This window comes from Lonsdalea iberica, assembly GCF_002111585.1.
GTDB lineage: Bacteria > Pseudomonadota > Gammaproteobacteria > Enterobacterales > Enterobacteriaceae > Lonsdalea > Lonsdalea iberica.
Genome location: NZ_LUTP01000014.1, coordinates 45,671 through 68,169, shown reverse-complemented (window position 1 = coordinate 68,169; position 22,499 = coordinate 45,671). Strand labels below are relative to the sequence as shown.

Genomic DNA, 22,499 nt, shown 5'->3' with positions numbered 1-22,499 from the left:
GGAAGCAAGGTTCGCCGTGTGTTTTGGAAGGAAGCCGCTATACTACGGCGGCAGTTGGCTAATGAGGTTGTTATGGTATTTCTTCTTCGCTTGGTGGTCGTGATAATGTCCGCGATCCTGATTTGTCTGTTTGGCTTTATTTACTGTTTATTCAGCCCGAAAAATCCGCAACACGTATCGACGTTTGGTCGTATGTTCGGGCGGCTTTCGTGGTTATTTGGCCTTAAGGTCGAAATTCGCATTCCTGACGATGTCTCTCGCTACGGCGACTGTATCTACATCGCCAATCATCAGAACAACTATGACATGATCACGGCGGCCAACGTCGTACAGCCTCGCACTATTACGGTCGGGAAAAAGAGCCTGGCCTGGATCCCGTTTTTCGGCCCGTTGTACTGGATTACCGGTAACCTGCTGATTGACCGTGACAACCGTACGCGCGCGCATGGCACTATTGCGCAGGTGGTGCAGCACATCAAAGAACAGCACATTTCCGTGTGGATGTTTCCGGAAGGTACCCGCAGTCGCGGGCGCGGCCTGATGCCGTTTAAAACCGGCGCTTTCCATGCGGCTATTGGCGCGGGCGTCCCCGTGGTGCCGATTTGCATCTCCAACACCCATAACAAAGTGAAGCTCAATCGCTGGAATAACGGTCTGGTCATCGTCGAAATGCTGCCGCCGGTCGATTGCAGCGCCTACGGGAAGGATCAGGTCCGGGAACTGGCGGCGCATTGTCACGATGTGATGGCGGAAAAAATTCAGCAGCTCGATGCGGAAGTCGCCGCTCGGGAAGCCGCTAAAAAACGGTAGCCGTTAGTCCAGCCGCACGGTCCGGTGGCGGCATTTCAGCAGGTCTGTACTTCCTTCGGGAAGTGATAGGTAGCATGCGGTTTTACAGGTTTTCGGAGTGATTATGTCATTAAGCCGGCGTCAGTTTCTTCGGGCATCTGGTGTGGCCCTGTGTTCCAGCGCCATACCGTTGACGGCCAAGGCCGATGTTTCTACCAACATGTTACCTATTCCCCCCCTTATCGAGTCTCGTCGCGGGCAGCCGGTCTTTCTGACTTTGCAGCGCGCGCACTGGGCTTTTTCCGGCAATCGCAAAGTCCCGGTCTGGGGAATCAATGGCCGCTATCTTGGCCCCACCGTCCGGGTTTACAGCGATGATGACGTCAAGCTGATCTACAGCAACCGCTTGGCTGAGCCGGTGTCGATGACCGTCAGCGGTCTGCAGGTGCCGGGCTCGCTGATGGGGGGCGCCGGCCGCATCATCCCGGCTGGTATGGATTGGTCGCCGGTGCTGCCGATCCGCCAGCCCGCCGCCACCTGCTGGTATCACGCCAATACGCCGAACCGCATGGCGCCGCACGTCTACAACGGTCTTGCTGGCCTGTGGCTGGTGGAAGATCGCATCAGCCAGTCGTTGCCGATCCCCAACCATTACGGTGTTGACGACTTCCCGCTGATGATTCAGGACAAACGGCTCGACGGCTTTGGCACGCCGCAGTACGACCCACCGAGCCGCGGCGGTTTCGTCGGCGATATCCTGTTGGTCAATGGCATGCAGACGCCGTTTGTCGAGGTGTCGCGCGGCTGGGTGAGGCTGCGGTTGCTTAACGCCTCCAACGCGCGCCGCTACGTGTTACAGATGAGCGATAATCGGCCGATGTACCTGATCGCCAGCGATCAGGGCTTCCTGCCCGCGCCGCTGGCGCTGAATCAGCTGCCGATCGCGCCGGGCGAGCGTCGTGAAATTCTGATCGATATGTCGAAAGGCGACGAGGTGACGCTGAACGCCGGGGAGTCAGCCGGCATTATGGACCGCCTCCGCGGCCTGTTTGAGCCATCCTCGATACTGGTGTCCGGCCAGGTTCTGACCTTGAAGCCGACCGGCATGCTGCCGCTGGTGACCGACACGCTGCCTATGCGGTTGATGGCGGACAACATTGTGGATAGCACCATCAGCCGCACCCGGGAATTCCGACTGGGCGATACCCTGCCGGGCATCAACGGTGCTATGTGGGATATGAACCGGACGGATGTGCAGACGCAGGTCGGACGCTGTGAGCGCTGGCTCGTGCATGCGGACACGCCGCAGCCCTTCCATATTCAGGGGGCCTCTTTCCTGGTGCGCAGCGTTAACGGCGGCAGAATTCCGCCGGAGGATAATGGCTGGAAAGATACGGTATGGGTGGAGAACGACGTGGAGCTGCTGGTGTACTTCAATCAGCCCTCGGTCGACCGCTTCCCGTTCCTGTATTACAGCCATACGCTGGAAATGGCCGACAAAGGGTCGGCCGGACAACTGGTGGTGCAGGCGAACGCCTAAACGCGTTCGCCCGATGAAGCTAGTGATGCGGGACTGAGGCGAAACGCCGCTGCAACTCCTGCCAGTCCGGCGCGCCATTTGCGCCGGGCCGTGATACCACGCAGGCGGCGACGCGATTCGCCAAATCCACCGCGTCGGCCAGCGGCCAGTGTGCCGACAGAGCGGCCAGCAGCCCGCCGCTGTGCGCATCACCGGCGCCGATAGTGTCGACCACCTCCACGGGATAGATCGGCGCGTGGCGAGGGGACTCGCCCGGTGCGCACAGCCAGGCGCCGTCTTTGTCCAGGCGGCAAATCAGCGTCAGATGATGGCGAGCGGCGTACTCTGCGGACAGGGCGATAGGATCGCCGTCGCCGCACAGGAAGTGTGTTTCGTCCCGGTTCAGCGTCAGCAACACGTTGGTGTTGTCCAGCGCCTTGATGAAGGCGGTCGGCACATCCGCAATACGCGGTCCGAGGTCCACGAGCTTAGGCTGAGGCTGGGCCAGCAGCCAGTCGCGCAGCAGCGCGCCATGCTCACCGCTGAGTTCGTAGCCGCTGGCATAGATCATCGCGTCTTCCGGAATGACCAACTGCGCCAGCTTCTCCTTCGACCACTGCGACTCACAGCCTGACACCGATATAAACGTGCGTTCGCCATTCTCTTCGGCCAGCGCGAGGCACCAGCCGTTATCCTGATCATCGCTACGAAGCTGCACGTCCAAACCCAGCGCGGCCATCTCCGCCTCGACGCGTTGACTCCACGGTCCGGTGCCGACGGTCATTCCGTTGATGACCGGTACCTGAAGTCGACGGAGGGCGCGGGCGACGTTGAAAGCGCAGCCGCCGATCTGGTAGCCCAGATCTTTCGCTTCAATATCTTCACCGCTTCTAGGCAGTCGCTTCACGGCCATGACGTTGTCGCCGACGGCGGCGCCGATCACCACCACAGGCGTGGTGGCCTGAAAGTCCTTCTTCATGATTTCTCCTTGGGGTTACACAGCAAATACAGACCGTACGTTGCCAGGCTAATGCCAAAAGAGAGGAAAATGCCCAGGCTGGAATTGGCGAAGATCCCGACCGCCAGCGGACCGTCGATGAACCCGGTTTTGGTGACCAGCAGGCCGCAGACGGAACCTAATAGCCAGCAGCCCAGCGGGATCCAGCGTACGCCGCGATTTTCTCCGTTCAGGCCGAAGAGCGACGCGGAGGAGTAGCCGCGATGCTGCCGCAGACTTAGATAGTCGAGGATAAACATCGCCGCCCATGAGCCGAGGAATACGCCGCAAAAGATCAGGAATGAAATGAATGGCGTGAGAAAATCGCCGGAAACGAACAGGACGTAAATCGCCACGCCCAGCATCAGAATGGCGTCGATGGTCACCGCTACCGACTGGCGGACTTTAATGCCGATGGTCAGCAGGTTGAGGCTGGCGGAGTAAAGGCTCAGTACCGCAATGGTGACGACGCCCGCGGTGGCGGTTAACAGATAGGGGACAGACATCCACGGCGGAAGCACGGTGCCGATCAGCGCGATGGGATTGGCTGAACTGGCGAGGTCGGTTAGCTGAGAAGAGAGCAGTATGCCTGCCAGCATCAGTAGAACTAACGGCAGGCAGGCGCCGCCGACCACGGAGGCGAAGATGCTTCGGCGCGGCGTGGAAGGGTGAAGATAGCGGCTGTAGTCCGCACCCGCGATGGTCCAGCCGACCCCGGTGCCTGCGGCAATCACGGAAAGCGCAGGCAGGAAACCGGTCAGCCAACTGCCGGACGGCATCGCCAGCACCTGCTGCCATGGCGTATTGAACAGAATGTAGATGACGACAATCAACGTCATGGTGCCGAAAATCTTGCTGAACCAGTTTTGCATCGCGAACAGCACATTTTGACCGAGCAGGCTGACGATGATGGTCAGGCCGGCGAACAGCACCAGACAGATAGCGGTCAGCGTATGGCTGGCGCTGAAGCCCGCCGCCGTAAATAGCGCGGCCAGCGTCATGGTGCCGGTAATGACGTTAACGGCTTCCCAGCCGATCAGGCAGAACCAGCTGAACGCGGTGGGGGCGATATTGCCGCGCAACCCGAAAATGACGCGAGAGAGCGTCAAGGTCGAGGTCCGGCCCGTTTGTCCGGCAAAGGAGGTGTAGCCAACGAGAGAGAAGCTGGCAACGCCGATGACGGCAGCCAGGACGGACTGTATGAAGGAGAGTCCGAAGGAGACGATTATGGCGCCGTAAACGATGCCGAGGATGCCGATATTGGCGGCGCACCAGATCCAGAAAAGCTGTAGCGGGGTGCCCGTTCGTTCGGCCTCGGGCACCAGATCAATCCCTGTTTCTTCTACCTTCCAACCTTTGGATTCAGGTTGTGTATCACCTCGTTGCGTTCCATCCATTCCAATGTGCTCCTCTTTATTCTGAATGCATAAAGTTTTGCAGCATGAGGAGTTAAGTCAATCTCATTGGCCTGATTGATGATGGAGACCCATGCTGCGGGAAAGGCATTGATGCCATGAAGCGCACCGCAAATCGCGGTGGCCATCGCGCCAATTGTATCCGTATCGCCGCCAAGATTGGCAGCTAATATCGCACAGCGTTGAGGTTGAGTGACGGCGAGGTCGACCAGCGCCAGCGCCATCGGCACGGATTCCAGCGTATCCATGCCTGCGCCCAGCGTATCGTACAGTTCTGAAAGCGCCAGAGCGTCAGGCACATTACGCAGCGTAGCGGCCTGGGTGAACGCCTGTTCGATGCGGCGGCTCAGTTTTGGACTGAAGGTGGTGATGCGCTGCAGTTGGACTTCCTCCGCCAGGCGAGGCAGTTCGTTTTTGATCGTCTTCCATTCCGCGCCGTCGATGGCGCGGCTGATGGCCCAGGCAATGACCACTGCGCCAGCAACGGCGATGTCGGACTGATGCGTCGGGCTACAGGAGAGCCGTACCGCGTGGATAAATGCGGCCTTATCGGCGGTGGACATCAGGCAGCCCATGGGTGCTACGCGCATGGCGGCGCCGTTGGTCACGCCGTTGGCGTTGATTTCATGCACGGGGGTGCCAGAACGAATGGCGTTCAAGGCGGCCTTGGAACTGGGTCCAAGAACGTTTTTTTCAAAAGCGTTGATACGTGTCGCCCACGCCAGAATGTGTCTGGCTATGCGTTCAGGCTCGACGGCGCCTTTGGCTTCGATCACCGCGTTAATCAGCGCGATGGCCTGCTGGGTGTCGTCGGTGAATTCCCCTGCGATGAGACCGCAGGCGGCGATATTGGTGTCTGGTCCTGGCAGAAAACGATCAATCCAGCCGAAGTGCCGACGGACCCGTTCCTGCGGCCAAAGTTCTGATGGCATCCCCATCGCGTCACCCGCCGCTTGCCCATAAAGACAACCGAGGATGGCGTCGTGGGGATGTTTTATTACGGTCATGAAGACCCCTGGTGTTGGCTTAGTTTCCTAATACCGTGGCTAATGTATAAAAAGCGTGCGTTAATTGCAAGTCCAATTTAAAGCCTTTATGATGCCAATGTAAATCCTAGGTACTTTACCCTGCATATTATAAGTATCCAGGCGGTGGGGAATTGATAAAAATTGCCTCATTAGAGACCCTAACCACAAGGCAGCTATGGAAGAATTTTTTATTCAGTTACGGTCCTTGCTGGACAAACCGTCATCGGCTCCGCGCTATATGCAACTGGCGAAAGCGCTCGAACTTACTATCCATCAACGGCGTGACCTGAGCGGTCATTTTTTACCGCCGGAGCGTCAGCTTGTGCAACTGCTGGGTCTGTCCCGCGTCACCGTTTCTCGTTCTCTTGCGCTGCTCGAGCAGAAAGGGTTGATTCTCCGCCAGCAGGGCGTTGGTACGCGCATCGCCCTCCAGCTCGACTATGCATTGACCAGCGACGAACCGGGTTTTTCCGCGCTGGTTCAACAGCGGGGCGGCGTAGCCAGTAACAATTGGTTGGAACGCATCACCGACGTCGCCATGACCCCGGCGCAGGCATTGACGATGAATCTTCCGGAAAGCGTGGTGTTGACCAAACTTCGCCGCGTAAGACTGCTGAACGATGAGCCAGCGTCGCTTGAGACGGTATGGATCCCACAGCGCTGGTTACCGAAACCGGAAGAGATTGAACATTCGCTGTACGGCTATTGGCGTGAACGACACATATTTCCAGAAAATCGGCGTTATCGTGTACGTGCCGTTAGCGCAACGCGGGAAATTTCGAAACTGCTGAAGGTGCCGAATGGTATGCCGCTGCTGTTCAGCCGTCAGCACACCTTCGACGCTAAGGGTGAGTTATTGGAATACTGCGAAATTTATTGCCGTAGCGATATCTACGAATTTGAAGTGTCTGACTAAATAACCACGCCCGCGGTAAATGCAGCACCGGTCAGACCGGCGCTGCGACGGCATGCTATTACTTACGCTTCTGCGGGGGGCTGATCCGGATCGGGGCCGAGGCGCTTGCCGCTGTCTAGCGTGGTAATTTGGCTCAATTCCTCTTTTTCGAGTTTGAAATCAAACACATCGAAGTTCTCGTGGATGCGCGTTGGCGTGACGGATTTCGGGATCACGACTAACCCGTTATCAAGATGCCAGCGGATCACGATCTGCGCCGGCGTCTTACCATATTTTTTCGCTAAATCGCGGATGATGGGTGTGTCGAATACGCCTTTCCCGCCTTGCGCCAGCGGGCTCCAGGACTCTGTCTGAATGTGATGCGTCGTGTTCCAGGCATGCAGCGAGCGCTGTTGCAGCAGCGGATGCAATTCGATCTGGTTAATAACCGGCATCACCCCGGTAGCTTCCTTGAGACGCTGCAAATGGTGCGGATGAAAGTTGCTGACGCCGATGCTTTTGGTCAGCCCTTGTTCCTGCAGTCGAATCAAGCCTCGCCATGCCTCAACATAGGTATCGTCTGGGCTGCCTTTGGGCGGCCACGGCCAGTGGATCAGGTAGAGGTCGACATAGTCCAGTTTCAGCTTACGAAGGCTCTCCGTCAGCGCTTGTACCGGGCGCCCTTGATCGCTGTTCCAGAGTTTGGTGGTGATATACAGCTCATTACGCGGCAGCCCGGCGGACTGTAACGCTTCCCCCACGGCGGCCTCGTTTTGATAGATGGCCGCGGTATCGATGGCCTTGTACCCCGTTTTCAGCGCTTCACTCACCGCCACAATCGTGTCTTCATGGCTGGCTTGCCATACGCCCAGTCCCAACTGCGGGATGGTTTTGCCGTCACTCAGTTTGATGATGGGTTGTGTCGTCATAGCATTCTCCTTGTTCCGGCCCGACCACGGAGCGCGGTCGATGCAGACTGCAGGTCCGCTTTCGGCTTGCCGTAAAGCGAATAACGGCGGTTTACGCGATGCGAAAACCGCCGGAGTGCGTGTTACCGCTGGGGGATGTTTTCCCGATTCGCAGCGCTAAACAGCAGTGTAGCTGAAAGATGAAGGGGGGCGATTTGTCTTAGCGAGCGGCCTCGTAGACGCGTTGGCTGTCGGCCAGCGTTATATCCTTGTGCTCACCGAGCGACGTCATGCCGTGCGCCTTGAGTTTTTCCACCAGCGCCGGGATGCTGCTACCGTCCAACTGATAGTCCGACATCCGCGTGGGGACGCCCATACGTTCGAAAAACCTACGGGTAGCTTTAATCGCGCCATCAATGCGGTCCTCTTCGCTGCCATCACGAAGATTCCATACCCGCTCAGCGTACTGTAGCAGTTTCTCCCGTTTCTGCGCTTTACGGTCACGCAGCATGGCGGGTAGAACGACCGCCAATGTTTGCGCATGGTCCAGACCGTGCATGGCGGTGAGCTCATGTCCCAGCATATGGGTGGACCAGTCTTGCGGAACACCGGCGCCGATCAGACCGTTTAACGCCAGCGTGGCGCTCCACATCACGTTGGCGCGCACGGCATAATTATCCGGTTCTTCCAGCGCGCGCGGACCTTCCTCGACAAGCGTCAGCAGCAGCCCTTCCGCGAAGCGATCCTGCACTTTCGCGTCGACCGGGTAGGTCAGGTATTGCTCCAGCGTGTGGACAAAGGCATCGACGACGCCGTTGGCGATCTGACGCTCAGGTAGGGTGTAGGTGACGACCGGATCCAGCACGGCAAACTGCGGACGCACTAACGTTGAGTGAAACGCCTGCTTATCGCCGCTGGCTTTCCGCGTGATTACCGCGCCGCTGTTGGACTCGGAGCCGGTTGCCGGCAGCGTCAGCACCACGCCGATGGGCAGTGCCTGAGTGATATCCTGCCCATTGGTCTGCAGGATATGCCACGGATCTTCTGACGCCGTATAGTTGGCTGCCGCCGCAATGAACTTGGTGCCGTCCGCTACCGAACCGCCGCCGACGGCAAGCAGGAAATCGATGTGCTCCCGCTGCACGACCTCCACGGCCTTCATCAGCGTTTCGTAAGTCGGGTTAGGCTCAACGCCGGGAAACTCCGTGATGCTGCGGCCCGCCAGTGCGGCGTGGACCTGATCGAGCACACCGTTGCGTTTGATGCTGCCGCCGCCGTAGACGATCAAAATATGTGCGTCTTCAGGGATTTCAGCGGCGATGCCGGCGATCTGTCCTTCTCCGAACAGAATTTTTGTCGGGGTATGCAGGGTAAAATTATTCATAGATTACTTATCCAGTTTGAAGCCTTGCTGAAGCAGGGCGGGTAGAACTTCGGGGAAGTAGATGTGCTGGTAATAGTCCGCAGTGTTGGATCCCCAGGCGGCGCCGTCGGTGCGGCCGATTTTTTCCCAGTGTTTCGTCAGCGTTTCATCGTATTGTTTGATGGCGTCATTCAGCGTGTCGTCCTGATACACTTCTTCATGACGGAAGGTGCTGATGGGCAGACGGGGCTTCTGATGCGCCGGCTGGTCGACGTGGCCCAGCACCAGACCGGCGACAGGGAACGTGTGTTCCGGCAGTTCGAGGAGCTTGATCATTGCTTGCGGATCGCGGCGGACGGCGCCGATGGGGACGATGCCCAGTCCATAGGAGTGTGCCGCGGCGATCAGGCTGCCCAGGGCAATGCCCACATCGGTACTGCCGGAGACAATGCTCTCCACGCTTTCGTGCGCATGCTGCTCGAAGCCTGCCAGGGCGATGGCACGTTCGCTTTTATGCATGTCCAGCACCAGCGTCAGGAAGACCGGAGCCTGCGCAATCCAGGCTTGTCCGCCGGCCAGTTCGGCGATGCGGGCGCGTCGTGCCGGATCGCGAGTGACGATAACGGAAACCTGCTGTGAATTAACGGAAGTGGGGGCGCGGTAGGCGGTTTCGATGATCGCGGAAAGGACGTCCTCAGGAATCGCTTTGTCCAGATAGCTGCGTTCGCTGCGATGGCTGTTTAATAACTTGATTGTCTCGTTCATGTTCTCCACCCCTTCTTGATTTGATTTTCTTCTGTCCATCGGGTTAGCCGACGGCATTGTCTGTGGTTCATTCTCGGGATCTGTCGGCGCGGGTACAATGCTCATTTCTGTTTCGTTATTGCCTATTTCTGCAAAGAAGTGCAGGAATTGATGCTTGACGGCCGGATTTATGTCATTTTATTGCCATATTCTGCAAAGGATGAAGATATGCAAAGCGAAACGCATCGCCAGCGACTGGCGAATATGGCCAGGCAATACGTGGGGCAGGGCTGTGTTACCGCCACACCGATCCCGCAGGTCAGAGTTATCTATGCCGAAGAGCACTGTGTGCGTCGGCCGGTGATGTATGACCCCAGTATCGTCATCGTGTTTCAGGGCCACAAAGTGGGGTTCATGGGTGAGAAAACCTTTCGCTACGATCCGGACAATTATTTGTTGATGACGGTGCCGTTGCCCTTTGAGTGCGAAACGTTCGCTACGCCGGAGCAACCGCTGATTGGCCTTTCGATAAGAATGGACAGCGCAATGTTGCAGGATCTGCTGATGGATATTGGCGACGATGAGTGTCCGGAACGTCCGCGCGCCGAAACCACCGGCGTGTGCAGCGTACCGCTTTGCGACAAGATGCTGTGTGCGGCGGAACGATTGCTGGAGGCGATGGCGACGCCTAGAGACGCCAGAGTGCTAGGGCCGGGGATCGTGCGTGAGATCATCTATCATGTGCTCTGTGGCATAGGCGGGGCGGCGCTGCAAGCGGTGGTCAACCGGCATACCCACTTCAGCCAGATCGCGCGCGCGTTGCGGCGCATCGAACACGACTATGCGAACAGCCTTAACGTAGAACTGCTGGCCGCGGACGTGAACATGAGCGTGTCGGCCTTCCATCACAATTTCAAGGCAGTGACGAATACCTCGCCGCTGCAATATCTGAAATCTTATCGTTTGCACAAGGCGCGATTAATGATGCTGCATGATGGACTGAAGGCCAGCGCAGCCGCGCTGCGGGTCGGGTATGAAAGCCCATCGCAGTTCAGCCGGGAGTTCAAGCGCTATTTCGGTACGACGCCGGGCGACGAGATGGTTCGGCTGCGGTCGGGCAGCGTGCTGGTGGAAGGTAATTAACAGACGTCGCCGCGCAGGCGTTCAGCCCGGCGGCGGAAGGCGGCGTCAAACGCTAACGCGTTTTTTACGCCATAGCATGATGGCGATACCGACCAAACTGCTGAGCAGCAACACGACGGGCAGCAGGCACAGTCCGGTCATCACCTGGTCTTCGTAGCGTTTCACCAGCGGAATGTGGCTGATGGCGTAGCCCAGCGAGACGATGCCGCAGACCCAGAGCAGGCCGCTTAGCCAATTGAAAACCTGAAAACGGGTATTGCTCAGCCCGGAAATCCCGGCGATGGTCGGAAGCAGCGTACGAACAAAGGCCAGAAAACGGCCGATCAACAGTGCCACCAGTCCATGCCGGTGGAATAGCGAATACGCGCGCTGGTGATAATGCACTGGCAGTTGTCCCAGCCAGGTTTTGACCAGTCGGGTGTGGCCCAGCCAGCGCCCTTGCAGGTAACTTAGCCAGCAGCCGAGGCTGGCCGCAATGGTCAGCAGCACCATGGTCGGGATGAAATTCATCACGCCTTTCGCGATCATCGCGCCCGCCAGCAGCAGCAAGCTGTCCCCTGGCAGGAAGGACGCCGGCAGCAGGCCATTCTCAAGAAATAAGGTGACGAAGAGAATGCCGTAGACCACCCAAATAACGTGAGGATCGGCCAGTGCGCTGAAATCCTGCTGCCATAGCGCCTGAATTATTTCGTGAACAACACTCATTTTGCGTCCTGTCTGGTTTTGCTGGAACCCTCTGAAGTGAACAACGTATTGCTGCTCCGTGCCGCGGTTCGGGTATGTAATAGGGTGAAAAACGTGGGTTTGTCGTTATAACTGCTGTGTAACGACCATAATACACGTTTTCCCCATTCAATCGCAGCGAAATCAGGGGGTGTAGCGCGACAGGAACCTTTACGATTCCTGAATTCTTCTGAACCCGTCGGCAAGATCCTCGATCAGATCGTCGCAATCTTCCAGTCCAATATGTAACCGAATCAACGTACCGTCGAAATCAACGCCGCCGGCCGGTCGAATTTTGGCTAGCTCTTCCGGCTGATTAGCCAGAATCAGCGATTCGAAACCGCCCCAGGAATAGGCCATGCTGAAGTGGTTGAAGTTATCAAGATAGCTGGCTAGCTGCGCAGGCGAGAGTTTTTGTTTAAACAAAAGAAAAAAGCCCGTTACAGCCGCTGAAGTCGCGCGCGAAGGTCGCGTGGCCCTTACATCCCGGCAGAGCGGGATGATTGACGACATCGACTTCAGGACGTTCCGCCAGCCAGCGCGCAATGCGCAGGCTGCTTTCCTGATGCTGCTTCAGACGCACGCCCAGCGTACGCAGACCACGGCTGGCGACATAGGCGCTGTCGGCATCCGCCATTTGTCCCATCAGATAAGACTGTTCGCGCAGCCTGTCCCAGCAGCGGGCATTGGCGACCGCGGTGCCAAGCATGGCGTCCGAGTGTCCAACGATGTACTTGGTGCCGGACTGCACGGAGATATCCACGCCTGCATCCAGCGCCTTAAACAGAAGGCCCGCCGCCCAAGTGTTGTCCATGATGATGACGATTTCAGGATTGACGCGGCGTACGGCGGCAACAATCGCGGGAACATCCTGCACTTCCATCGTGATGGAGCCAGGCGATTCCAAAAATACCACTTTGGTTTCCGGCTGGATCAACCCGGCGATGTCACTACCAATCATGGGATCGAAATAGGTGGTGCTGACGTTCATTCTACCCAGCACTTTGTTACAAAAGTCCTGCGTAGGTTCATAGGCGGAGCCGGTCACCAGCAGATGATCGCCCGATGAGATGAATGACAGGATCGCGTTAGCAATGGCCGCAGCGCCGCAAGGGTATAGCGCACAGCCCACGCCGTTTTCCAGCTCGGTCATGGCTTCCTGAAGAGAAAAGTGCGTCAGCGTACCTCGGCGGCCGTAGAACAGCGCGCCTTTAGCGCGATTGATGGTCGCTTGTTTCTTCTCTTCCACGCTGTCGAAGACGAGTGAGGAGGCTCGCTGGATCACGGGATTCACTGAACCTTGGGTAAATTTTTTCTGTCTTCCGGCGGAAACCAGTGCTGTGGCGGTTTTTTTGCTAGTCATGCTTCACCTGTTGCTCATCGGCCTTGATGGCTCCTGTCATTGAGGAGTGCGGCGGTTTTATCTCTTTAACACCTTTCTCTTTACGTTATCATGGCTGACACCGAGTGTGTCGGGCGGAAGGCTAAAAAGCACACTCTTGCTGCCAGTAAGGGCGGTAAAAGGGGATTGTGCTGTAAGGAAAGGCGGGGTGGTGGCCAGAAGCGCCGACTGCCATGGAGATATATGCGCAATAATAATGAGAATAGCTATCAATTAATTTTGGCTTTGGTATCATTTTGACCAAAATGGTTGACTAATGAATAGCACTGAACGATTGGCGGAGGAACAGCGTGAATACGGCTGACATTAAAGGAAAGCAGCAGGTTTCATCAGCCCGGCGGACGATTGGCGGCGCCTTTGGCGCAGCGTACCGGGGCCTGCTGGCGTTATTGCTGGTGGCGGGCTTTAGCGGTTTTGCGCTTGCCGCGCCTTCATCTTTACCGCTCTCCACGAACGGTGGCGACACGGCGGCGACATCTCCGCTCTCGCTGCCGCCAGGCCCCGACGCTGCTGCGCCGGGCAATCTGATGCAAATGGATTTATCCGTGCTGGGGATGTACCAACATGCGGACATCGTGGTCAAGATCGTGATGATCGGCTTGATCCTGGCATCGGTGATCACCTGGGCCATCTTCTTCGGTAAAAGCGCCGAGATGATCGGTGCGAAGCGTCGTCTGCGTCGCGAGCATGATGCGCTGAGCAACGTACGCTCGCTGGACGAAGCGGCGGAAATGGCGCGTCTTTGCAAAGTGGGCAGCGTCGCGCAACAGTTTGTTGCCGATGCGCAGGACGAAATCTCACTGTCGGCCCGTTCCGACGACAATCAAGGCATTAAAGAGCGCACCGCATTCCGCTTTGAGCGCCGTGTCGCTGCCAACGGACGCCATATGTCGCGTGGGACCGGGTACCTGGCGACCGTTGGCGCCATCGCGCCGTTCATCGGTCTGTTTGGTACGGTTTGGGGCATCATGAACAGCTTCATTGGTATCGCCCATACGCAGACGACCAATCTGGCCGTTGTCGCGCCGGGTATCGCCGAAGCGCTGCTGGCGACGGCCATCGGTCTGATTGCCGCTATTCCTGCGGTGGTTATCTACAACGTGTTCGCCCGCTCCACGACCAGCTACAAAGCGATGGTAGGCGACGTGGCGGCGCAGGTGCTGCTGCTTCAGAGTCGCGATTTGGACATCGCCGCCAGTGAAAGCAGCGCGGCGTCTTCTTCGACGCAGAAACTGCGGGCGGGTTGAGTCATGGCAATGCATCTGAACGACGGACAGAACGAAAACGGCGAAATGCATGACATCAACGTCACGCCGTTTATTGATGTCATGCTGGTGCTGCTGATTATCTTTATGGTGGCGGCGCCGTTGGCGACGGTCGATGTTCGCGTCAATCTGCCCGCCTCTTCCGCCGCGCCTCAGCCGCGTGAAAAGCCGGTCTATCTGACGATTAAAGCCGATAAACAGCTTTATCTGGGGGAAGACCCGGTCACGCAAGATACGCTGGCGCAGACGTTGAATGCGAAAACCAACGGTAATAAAGAGAACACCATCTATTTCCAGGCAGATAAAAGCGTGGACTACGAGACCATGATGCAGGTGATGGACGCGTTGCGTTCCGCCGGGTATCTCAAAGTGGGGTTGATGGGGATGGAGAAAGTGTCCCGTTAATCACACCCATGTAACACGTTTTACGTTAAGCGCGGCTTCTGCCGCGCTTTTTTGTTTCCGTTGTACGCTGCGGCATTGGCTGTGTTTGGCTTTGCGCGTCATTGCTTCTATCGAGGGGAGCTGGCGGCTGAGCGAGGGGGTAGCTTCTGGTCAGCCCCATGCTCAGGCAACGTCTTTTCCCTGTCGTGAAGGTGTCATCGTCGAATAGCATGATTAATAACCTTTTCGGGGCGTTTTCATCCTCGATGCGTAGTCACTCGCCCCACTGCGATGCGGGGCATTTACCAATGCTTTGAACTGATACTCAAATCCTGGATAAGTCATCAGCTGTTTCAGCCGTTCAAAAATGGCCTTTACTTGCTCTGGGGTCGTTTGGGCGGGGGGATGGCAAAGTTGATAGATACACTCCTGCGCTTCTGCCCGATGTGTTGAGTAAAAAAAGCCCTGATTTCCTCCCACAAGCTCATTGCCGGGGGCGTTTCCGATGCCAGGATATCGTTGGTTTTTTCACTGCTGATGTCTGCAGGGAAGTCGCCAGTCCCGACATAAAATGACATCACATCCCTCCATTCAATGAATGGCGTATGGGGAAACATAACGGGTAATACGGCGCGTTTGGATAGGGCGAAAGCCCGTTTTTTCGGGGCGGGTGACGGACAACCACATTGAACCAGGCGCGTCTTGGCCTGGTTCAATGCGCTGCGGGAAACCGGTGACGGGAGCGGTTTATCCGCGAGAGTCTGGGTGTCGCCAGTGGATGCGACTGGGGACGTAAATGCGTTTCTCGGGCAGGGCGCGACCATCGATCAGCGCGGTGATCATCTCGAAGCTTCGGCTGGCCAGCGCTTCGCAATCTTGCGCGACGGTATCGATTCGCAGCGGCAGACAGTCAAACAGATAGTGGTCGTCAAAGCTGCACAGTCGGATCTCGCTGTTCATTAGCTGGTGCTGGTTTAGGTAACGCAGCACCCCTTCCAGCAGGCCGCAGGCGGCGACAAACAGGGTTTTGGGCGGACGCCCGAGCGTCGCGCACAGCTCGGCAAACATCTCGTAGCCGGAGCTGGGACGATAGTTGCCGTGAATAATCCAGTCGGGATGACAGTTGACTCCGGCGCGCTCCAGCCCTTGTTGGAAACCGGCCAGACGGTCGCGGGTGGGCGAAATGCGGGACTGGCCGCCAATGAAATAGAACTCGCCCCGATGCTGACGCGCGACGGTTTCCACCAATTTGGCTGTCGGCTCGATCGACTCGGTGATCACCAGCGGCAGCTCGGAGTCACCTATCATGCGGTCGAACTGTACGACAGGCAGTTGCTGGTTAATCTTCTGATACTCGGCATCGTTCAGCATGCTGGAGGCAACAATCAGCCCGTCGACCTGGCGTTGAATCAGGCTATTCACCGCCATGATCTCCTGGCTGGGATTCTCGTCGGTACAGGCAATAAGCAGTTGCAGACCGGCTTCGCGGCACAGCATCTCCAGCTCGTGAGAAATCAACGCAAAGCCATAGTTGGTCATTTCCGGCACGACCAGACCGAGCGTGTTGCTGCGGGTAGAGCGAAGCGAGCGGGCGTGAATACTGGGAAGGTAACGATGCTGTTGAGCGAGAGCGAGAACGCGGTCGCGCGTGGCGTCCGAGACGCGAAACTCTTTACTACGACCATTTAAAACCAAACTGGCGGTGGATTTGGAAACCCCCGCCAGCTTGGCGATATCACTGATGGTTACGCGCTTAGTTTGTTTCACCACTCGTTCTTAATGGTAGAAAAAAGGGAAACTATTCTATCACGCATGGCGCTAACAGCCAGTGCTGCAGCGTCAACCTCCCTGAACCACTGAAACTGACGGTGGCATCCCGCAGTGGGAAATAGCGGGCCGACATCACGGCAGTACCGTGGTTGATGAAGATCTCCACGCTGGAGCGATCGCACAGGATATGCAGGTGGCGCAGTTCTCCGCGCCAGTAACGGTGTTCCGGCTCGCCCGTACGCAGGTTGTGACGACTCAGCGTCAGCCGTTCGCCGTCCCAGCACAACACCATAAGGCCGGCGAAGTTGATCTGGAACTCGCCCTGCGTATCCACCATCAGTTCGGCGCTGCCCACTGGCAGTACCGGCGCATAGTCCGCGACGCCTTTCCAGACATGCTTCTGCGTGCGCAGGCTCTGCAACTCCCGGGCGGGCTGCTGATAAAGCATGCCGTCCTGCATAGTCAGCTCACGCGGGCAGGTCATGGTATGCAGCCAGCCGTATTCGATGGTGGGCTGCTGGAACTCGTCCTGATCCGGAACCGCCATCCAGCCGAACATCAGGCGACGGCCATCCTGGCTCGTCGTGGTCTGTGGCGCATAGAATTCAAAGCCCAAGTCCAGCTCTTGGAAGTCTCCGTGGGTGAACTGTCCTTTGTCATAATCCAGCTTGCCGACGAAGTAGCCCGCCTGGAAGATGTTCAGGTAACGTTCTTCCTCGGCCGCCAACCCCTGAGGGCTGCAAATCAGTACGTCGTGCTGCCCCAATGGGAACAGATCCGGACATTCCCACATGTAGCCGAAATCGCCCAATCCGCCGAGGCGAGAGCCGGCGATTTCGCCCAGAGACTGCCATTGGTGCAGATCGTCGGAGGAGAACAACAGCACCTTGCCTTGCAACTCGGCGTCTTGAGCGCCGAGCACCATGTACCACTTGCCGTCATGACGCCAAACCTTGGGATCGCGCACATGACCGGTATAGCCTTCCGGCAGCGGCAGTACAGTGCCGAGCTTGTCGAACCCGCCGTCTGCATTTTCCCGCGCCAGGCACTGGTTAGCCGTGCGTGAGCCGTCGTCGTACTTCACGTTGCCGGTATAAACCAGCGTCAGCATGCCGTCGTCGTCTTCCACCGCAGAGCCGGAGTAACAACCGTGGCTTTCATAACTTTCTGCCGGTACCAGCGCCACAGGTTCGTGACGCCAGTTGACCAGATCGGCCGAGCTCCAGTGCCCCCAGAATTTCGCTCCGTGGGCGCAAGCTAATGGATTCCACTGATAAAACAGATGGTAACGCCCTTGGTGCTCAATGAATCCATTCGGATCGTTGAGCAGACCGACGTTCGGTGACAGGTGCCACTGCGGACGGTAAGGGTCATAGCACTGGCGCGATTGAGCCGACATCAAGGCATGAGCCATACGTTTTAATAAGTGGGTTTCTCTCATTATTTGCTATCCGTTTTGTATCTCAGGAGCAGTGAAAGCACGAAGGCTGTCCCAAACGCTATCAGCATGCCGATCACGTAACTGAGGAATGAGTCGGGTTTTACGATCGCCATGCCCGGAATACCGGTCAGGCCCACCGCGGTCATGCCGACGTGGTTCGCCACGACCCAGGCGCCGCCTAGCGCACCGCCAGCGATAGCGGCCAGGAACGGTTTCACAAAGCGCAGGTTGATGCCGAACAGCGCCGCTTCGGTAATTCCCAGCAGTGCCGAGAAACCGGAAGGGATAGCAATCGCCTTGATGCGGGCATCTTTGGTTTTGAAGTAAACCGCCAGGCAGGCGCCGCCCTGAGCGATGTTAGCCATACACCAGATCGGCAGCAGGAAGTTGACGCCGATATTCGGGTTGCCCAACAGGCCCGCCTCGATGGCGTGGAAGCTGTGGTGCACCCCGGTAATCACGATTACGGAATAGAGACCGCCGAAGAGCAGACCCGCGAACCAGCCTGCATGCGCGATCAGAGTGCTTAGCACCATGGAGATGCCGTCGCCCAGCATCCGGCCCGCAGGACCAATCACCAGCATAGCAACAAAGCCGGAGATGATGACGGTCAGGAACGGCGTCAGAATAATATCCAGCGCGTTAGGGATGATTTTGCGCAGGCGTTTTTCCACCAGGCTCATGAACCAGACCGCCAGCAGCACCGGGAACACGGTTCCCTGATAACCGATCATGGCGACGTCATAACCGAACAGGTGCATGGTTTTGAACCCTTCGGTGACGCCCCAGGCGTTGGTCAGCGCGGGGTGAGTCAAGATCCCCCCAAGCGTCGCGCCCAGATAAGGGTTACCGCCGAATTCGCGCGCGGAGGTGAAACCAATCAAGATCGGCAGAATGATGAAGGCGGCGGAGCTGAAGATATCCAGCAGAATGAAAATGGCGCTATCCGGATTCACCCAGTTATACGTTTTGATCATTCCCAGCAAGCCCATCAGCAGGCCGGAGGCGACGATAGCCGGAATGATAGGAACGAAGATGTTGGACAGCAGACGCGCCAAGCGCTGTAGCGGGTTCAGTTTTTTGGCGGCGGCCGACGCGGCTTCCGCTTTGCTGGACTCATGGACGCCAGCGGCTTTGATGAACTCCGCATGGACCTTGTTGACCAGACCAGAGCCAAAAATGACCTGCATTTGCCCCGAGTTTTGGAAACAGCCTTTAACGCCTTCCAGTTTCTCGATAGCGGCTTTGTCCGCCTTATTATCATCTTTTAACACCAGACGCAGTCGTGTGGCACAGTGTGCCGCGCTGGCGATATTGTCCTTCCCGCCCAGCAGGGTGAGAAGGGAAGCCGCAGTGGCTTTAATGTCCATAAGTTTCCTCATAAATCAAATAACACTACATCAGCTGAAACCGCGGCAATGCGAAGACGGCCGCGGGTAAAGGCTGAATCAATTAAAACCAGGTTTCCATCTGAACGCCGAAGGTCCATTCGCCGCCAGCCGTAAAGCCGGTGGAGCCGAAGGCATCCTCGTTAGAGTAGTTGTCCAGACGTTTATCCCAGTCCATGTAGCTGGCGAAAACGCGCAGCTCGGGCCGGCTGAAAAAGTTGGCGATATCGCCAACTTTGAAGGTGGGCGCAAAGGTCAGCTTGTAAAAACCGCCGCTGACCTGATTGCGCGCTAAATAGCCTTGCGGATCGAGATCCATGTACTGATAGCTACCTTCATACGCCAATGCGAAATTGGGAGTGATTTCCTGAATGAAGCGGGCGTTAAACGTTACCCACTGATAGTCATCTCCGGAGACATAACGATCTTTACTGCTCTGCGCCATTAGCGAGGGCGCGAAGCTCCAGGTCTGATTGATGGCGGTGGTACCGTAGGTCGCCAGACGCCAGGTATCGGCGTTTTGCGTCAAATTACCGTCGGAGCCGATCCCTTTGACTTCCGCGCCCAGGCCGTGACCGTACAGCAATGCAACGAGTGAGCTACCGTCCCGCAGGCCGTAGAAGTTGTCGCCGCGCCATGCCACCGCGGCGTGCACGCCGGAATCGCCAGCTTGGCTGTTGACGATATGGCTGGCGCTGTTGGCGCCGGTGTTGGTGGTGAGATCGTTGTTCTTCGCCCGCAGTCCACTCAGCATGAACTGGAACGGGCCGACGAAGTTATTGCTGGTCACGATGTAGTTCTGGATCTCGTTATCCAGCGCCTCGTTGTCGCCCAGGCTGCGGCCATACAGAGAGAAGTTGGTTTTCCAGCCGTCGACGGGTTGAACATCGTAGATACCGCCGCCGGTGCCGGCCAGGAAGACGACGTCGGAATCCAGCCAGTGGATATCGAAGTTGTCACGGTCGAAGCGTTTACCGGCCCACAGCGTGGTGTCCTTGAACGCGCCGGTAAAGGTCGGCAAAGAGCCTAACTCCACGAAGGCTTCGCGGATATTCAGGTCGCTGCTGTCCGCAGTCCAGTCGTTATAGCTGCGCTGTCCGTCGGCCATCATCACTTTGAAACGCGTGGTCGCGCCGTTATCAAGCTTGGTTTTATGCTCTAGCTTGAGTTCCAGATAGGTGTCGTCTTCGTTGCCCAGACGGCCGATGTTGCCGCCTACGCTGCCGGCGGGCGAGATGCCCGGACCGATATCCGCTTTGCTGCTGGTCGCGGAGTCATGTATCGCCAATCCTGATCGCGCATAGCCGTGAAATTCGAAGCCATCGGCGAGGCTGCCTTTGTCAGCCAGCGCGGTGGTGCGTTCCGCGACCTGTCGCGTCTGCTGCTCGTTTTGCGTGGTGCGCTGTTCGACTTGATGCGCCTGCTGTTCGATCTGAGCCGTGCGGGTAGAGAGCGTCTGGGCCTGCTTTTCCGCCGCGTCGGCGCGCGCTTCCGCCCGTTGAGCGCGCAGTTCGGCCTGCTGCACGCGCTGTTCCAGCGCATTGAGCCGATCTTCCAGCGTGGTAGTTTCCGCCCCGGCGGCATAATGAGAACACAGAAGGAGCCCTATCGTTGCAGAGAGGTAGTTGAGTTTCATGGTTTTTATTCTCTTTTTAGGTTGAGCTATATTATTTTTGCTAAATTGCTAAACCGGTTGCGCAGCGAAATTAAAGGGGAGTGAGGGGGTTGGCAAGGGTTTTTGCTAACTCGGTTCTCTATCTGTGATCCTGGCTACAAAATACCTGTTCCCGCGTCTTTTTTTTTACGCGGGAACAGGAAATTTTTAGGAAAGCGGCGTTGCTAGCTGATGCGCATAAGGCAGCGCCGTCATTGCGCCTTTGGCGGTGGTCGCGAGAGCGCCGCAGCGCTGCGCCTGATCCACGATATCCATCCATTGGGCGATGTTATTCAAATCGTCGTGCTGCGCCAGACCTTGCAGCAGGCCGGCGACAAAAGCATCGCCAGCGCCGGTCGTATCGACAGGAGTGACGTACGGGGCGTCGAAATGTTTCAGGTTCTTGCTGTCGCGCAGCCACACGCCGTTGCCGCCCTGCGTGACCAGCAGCAGTTTCAGGCCGTAGCGGGACATCAGCGTTTCCGTTCCTTGTTCGATCTCGGACGTACCGCTCAGGAACAGGAATTCATCTTCCGACAGTTTCACCGCATCGGACAGAGATAGCGCTTGGTCCAGACAGTCACGCAGTTCTTGTTCGCTTTCCCACAGGTCTTCACGGATGTTCGGATCGAAGCTGACCCAGCCCTGCGCTTCCCGGATGCGTTTCATCGCTTCCAGCGCTGTCCCGCGCGAAGGTTCCTGAGAAAGAGCAATAGAGCACAAGTGCAGCCATTCGCCGCGCTGAAAATCAGGCAGGTCGTGCGACTGAATAAACAGGTCGGCGCTTGGGCGCACCATGAAGGTAAAAGAGCGCTCGCCCTGATCGTCCAGCTCTACCAGCACGGTAGAGGTACGATGCTTACGGTCCAGCTGCATAAAACCGGTGTCCACCTGTTCCTCGATCAGTACCGTGCGCAGGAAACGACCGAAGGCGTCTTCGCCCACGCGGCCGATAAATGCGCTTTCACCGCCGAGACGGGCCACACCCACGGCGACGTTTGCCGGTGCGCCGCCCGGACATTTCAGATAACGATCCGTGCCTTCTGGAATCAGGTCAACTACGGCATCGCCCATGACCCACACTTTATGTGACATAACTATGCTCTTTAACTGGAATTGATAAACCGGCCGCTAAAATAGAAGAATCGGTTTAGCTAATCAACACCTTCCTGCGCCGAATGTTACCGACCGCACACATTAATCCTCAAATTAAGCGCGAGTCGGTGAAAAAACCGGCATTTTCGCCGAAATTGATAACGTGGAGAAGTCATTACCTATTGTGAATATTGCGGGCGAAAAATAAACGGGAGAAAGATAGAAAATAACGGCATGAGTCGCGTCGATGCAGTGGTATTTCGGTGAGTGGACCAGGCCGCGCCTAAGCGTCATGGGGTGAACTCCGCACCGTCAACGGGTGCCGATAGCGCGGGTGACTTCGTCAGCCGCCTCAAGGCGTGAGATGTTGATATATCGAGGTTAACGTTCACTCATTAAAACTACCGAAAAGAAACTATGTTATTGATGACTAAAATATCAAACGATGCCCTACGGAAAATAGATGGGCTATAAGGTTTATTCTCTCATTCCTCATGCAGATTTAACGCTGAGCGCGTCCTTTTATTGACCCTTTAATTAATATTGATATTTCGTTTTATTAATGCGATATGTTAA

At 57.0% G+C, this 22,499-nt stretch carries 18 protein-coding genes and 1 pseudogene; 6 read left to right on the top strand and 13 right to left on the bottom strand.

All coding sequences use genetic code 11. The features are described from left to right. Positions 1-72: 72 nt before the first annotated feature. Together AU511_RS07680 and ftsP are read left to right on the top strand one after the other, a co-directional pair. Positions 73-810: a 1-acylglycerol-3-phosphate O-acyltransferase gene (locus tag AU511_RS07680; RefSeq protein ID WP_094100791.1), complete on the top strand. Its 738-nt coding sequence runs from the start codon at positions 73-75 to the stop codon at positions 808-810. A gap of 103 nt (positions 811-913) precedes the next feature. Beyond that, positions 914-2,329, top strand: a complete 1,416-nt coding sequence (gene ftsP / locus AU511_RS07675; RefSeq protein WP_027063967.1) for a cell division protein FtsP — start codon at positions 914-916, stop codon at positions 2,327-2,329. A 19-nt stretch (positions 2,330-2,348) separates the two neighbouring features. Here the strand turns inward: ftsP and AU511_RS07670 are convergent, their stop codons facing one another. The 3 genes from AU511_RS07670 to AU511_RS07660 are packed head-to-tail and all read right to left on the bottom strand — an operon-like array spanning position 2,349 to position 5,727. Next, a complete protein-coding gene (locus AU511_RS07670; protein WP_094109294.1) occupies positions 2,349-3,287 on the bottom strand; it encodes a PfkB family carbohydrate kinase in 939 nt (312 codons plus the stop codon). Next, complete coding sequence (locus tag AU511_RS07665) at positions 3,284-4,702, bottom strand: purine-cytosine permease family protein (protein WP_094109293.1); 1,419 nt, start codon at positions 4,700-4,702, stop codon at positions 3,284-3,286. The genes AU511_RS07670 and AU511_RS07665 overlap by 4 nt, the downstream gene beginning before the upstream one ends. Next, the gene (locus tag AU511_RS07660; protein WP_094109292.1) at positions 4,648-5,727 is read right to left on the bottom strand and encodes an ADP-ribosylglycohydrolase family protein; all 1,080 of its coding nucleotides are present in this window, start codon (positions 5,725-5,727) and stop codon (positions 4,648-4,650) included. The genes AU511_RS07665 and AU511_RS07660 overlap by 55 nt, the downstream gene beginning before the upstream one ends. A 196-nt stretch (positions 5,728-5,923) precedes the next feature. Here AU511_RS07660 and AU511_RS07655 point away from each other — a divergent pair, with 196 nt between their 5' ends. Further along, complete coding sequence (locus AU511_RS07655) at positions 5,924-6,664, top strand: GntR family transcriptional regulator (protein ID WP_094109291.1); 741 nt, start codon at positions 5,924-5,926, stop codon at positions 6,662-6,664. A 62-nt stretch (positions 6,665-6,726) separates the two neighbouring features. Here AU511_RS07655 and dkgA read toward each other — a convergent pair whose 3' ends face one another. The 3 genes from dkgA to AU511_RS07640 all read right to left on the bottom strand — a co-directional run bounded on the left by dkgA (position 6,727) and on the right by AU511_RS07640 (position 9,679). Next, the gene (dkgA, locus tag AU511_RS07650; RefSeq protein WP_094109290.1) at positions 6,727-7,572 is read right to left on the bottom strand and encodes a 2,5-didehydrogluconate reductase DkgA; all 846 of its coding nucleotides are present in this window, start codon (positions 7,570-7,572) and stop codon (positions 6,727-6,729) included. A 199-nt stretch (positions 7,573-7,771) separates the two neighbouring features. Then, positions 7,772-8,935: an alcohol dehydrogenase gene (gene yqhD, locus AU511_RS07645; protein ID WP_094109289.1), complete on the bottom strand. Its 1,164-nt coding sequence runs from the start codon at positions 8,933-8,935 to the stop codon at positions 7,772-7,774. 3 nt (positions 8,936-8,938) lie between these two features. Next, a complete protein-coding gene (locus AU511_RS07640; protein WP_094109288.1) occupies positions 8,939-9,679 on the bottom strand; it encodes an NADPH-dependent oxidoreductase in 741 nt (246 codons plus the stop codon). A 207-nt stretch (positions 9,680-9,886) separates the two neighbouring features. On the opposite strand from AU511_RS07640, the gene AU511_RS07635 reads away from it, so the two are divergent. Beyond that, entirely contained in the window at positions 9,887-10,801 is a 915-nt protein-coding gene (locus tag AU511_RS07635; protein WP_094109306.1) for an AraC family transcriptional regulator, read from the top strand. A gap of 45 nt (positions 10,802-10,846) precedes the next feature. On the opposite strand, the gene AU511_RS07630 is transcribed toward AU511_RS07635, so the two are convergent. Continuing rightward, on the bottom strand, positions 10,847-11,506 hold the full coding sequence (locus tag AU511_RS07630) for a DedA family protein (RefSeq protein WP_026740748.1): 660 nt from the start codon (positions 11,504-11,506) through the stop codon (positions 10,847-10,849). A 189-nt stretch (positions 11,507-11,695) separates the two neighbouring features. Continuing rightward, positions 11,696-12,887: pseudogene (gene metC, locus AU511_RS07625) on the bottom strand (cystathionine beta-lyase). 329 nt (positions 12,888-13,216) lie between these two features. Here metC and exbB point away from each other — a divergent pair. Both exbB and exbD read left to right on the top strand, forming a co-directional pair. Then, entirely contained in the window at positions 13,217-14,173 is a 957-nt protein-coding gene (gene exbB, locus AU511_RS07620) for a tol-pal system-associated acyl-CoA thioesterase (RefSeq protein WP_094109287.1), read from the top strand. Positions 14,174-14,176: 3 nt separating this feature from the next. Then, positions 14,177-14,596, top strand: a complete 420-nt coding sequence (gene exbD / locus AU511_RS07615) for a TonB system transport protein ExbD (protein ID WP_074728878.1) — start codon at positions 14,177-14,179, stop codon at positions 14,594-14,596. Positions 14,597-15,322: 726 nt separating this feature from the next. Here exbD and AU511_RS07605 read toward each other — a convergent pair. The 5 genes from AU511_RS07605 to AU511_RS07585 all read right to left on the bottom strand — a co-directional run bounded on the left by AU511_RS07605 (position 15,323) and on the right by AU511_RS07585 (position 21,923). Beyond that, positions 15,323-16,342: a LacI family DNA-binding transcriptional regulator gene (locus tag AU511_RS07605; protein WP_094109285.1), complete on the bottom strand. Its 1,020-nt coding sequence runs from the start codon at positions 16,340-16,342 to the stop codon at positions 15,323-15,325. Between the two features lie 31 nt (positions 16,343-16,373). Continuing rightward, on the bottom strand, positions 16,374-17,786 hold the full coding sequence (locus AU511_RS07600) for a sucrose-6-phosphate hydrolase (protein ID WP_094109284.1): 1,413 nt from the start codon (positions 17,784-17,786) through the stop codon (positions 16,374-16,376). Then, on the bottom strand, positions 17,786-19,156 hold the full coding sequence (locus AU511_RS07595) for a sucrose-specific PTS transporter subunit IIBC (protein WP_094100779.1): 1,371 nt from the start codon (positions 19,154-19,156) through the stop codon (positions 17,786-17,788). The genes AU511_RS07600 and AU511_RS07595 overlap by 1 nt, the downstream gene beginning before the upstream one ends. A gap of 82 nt (positions 19,157-19,238) precedes the next feature. Beyond that, complete coding sequence (locus tag AU511_RS07590; RefSeq protein ID WP_094109283.1) at positions 19,239-20,810, bottom strand: carbohydrate porin; 1,572 nt, start codon at positions 20,808-20,810, stop codon at positions 19,239-19,241. A 186-nt stretch (positions 20,811-20,996) separates the two neighbouring features. After that, positions 20,997-21,923 (bottom strand): aminoimidazole riboside kinase, encoded by a 927-nt coding sequence (locus AU511_RS07585; protein WP_094100777.1) that lies wholly within the window; start codon positions 21,921-21,923, stop codon positions 20,997-20,999. Between the last annotated feature and the right edge of the window lie 576 nt (positions 21,924-22,499).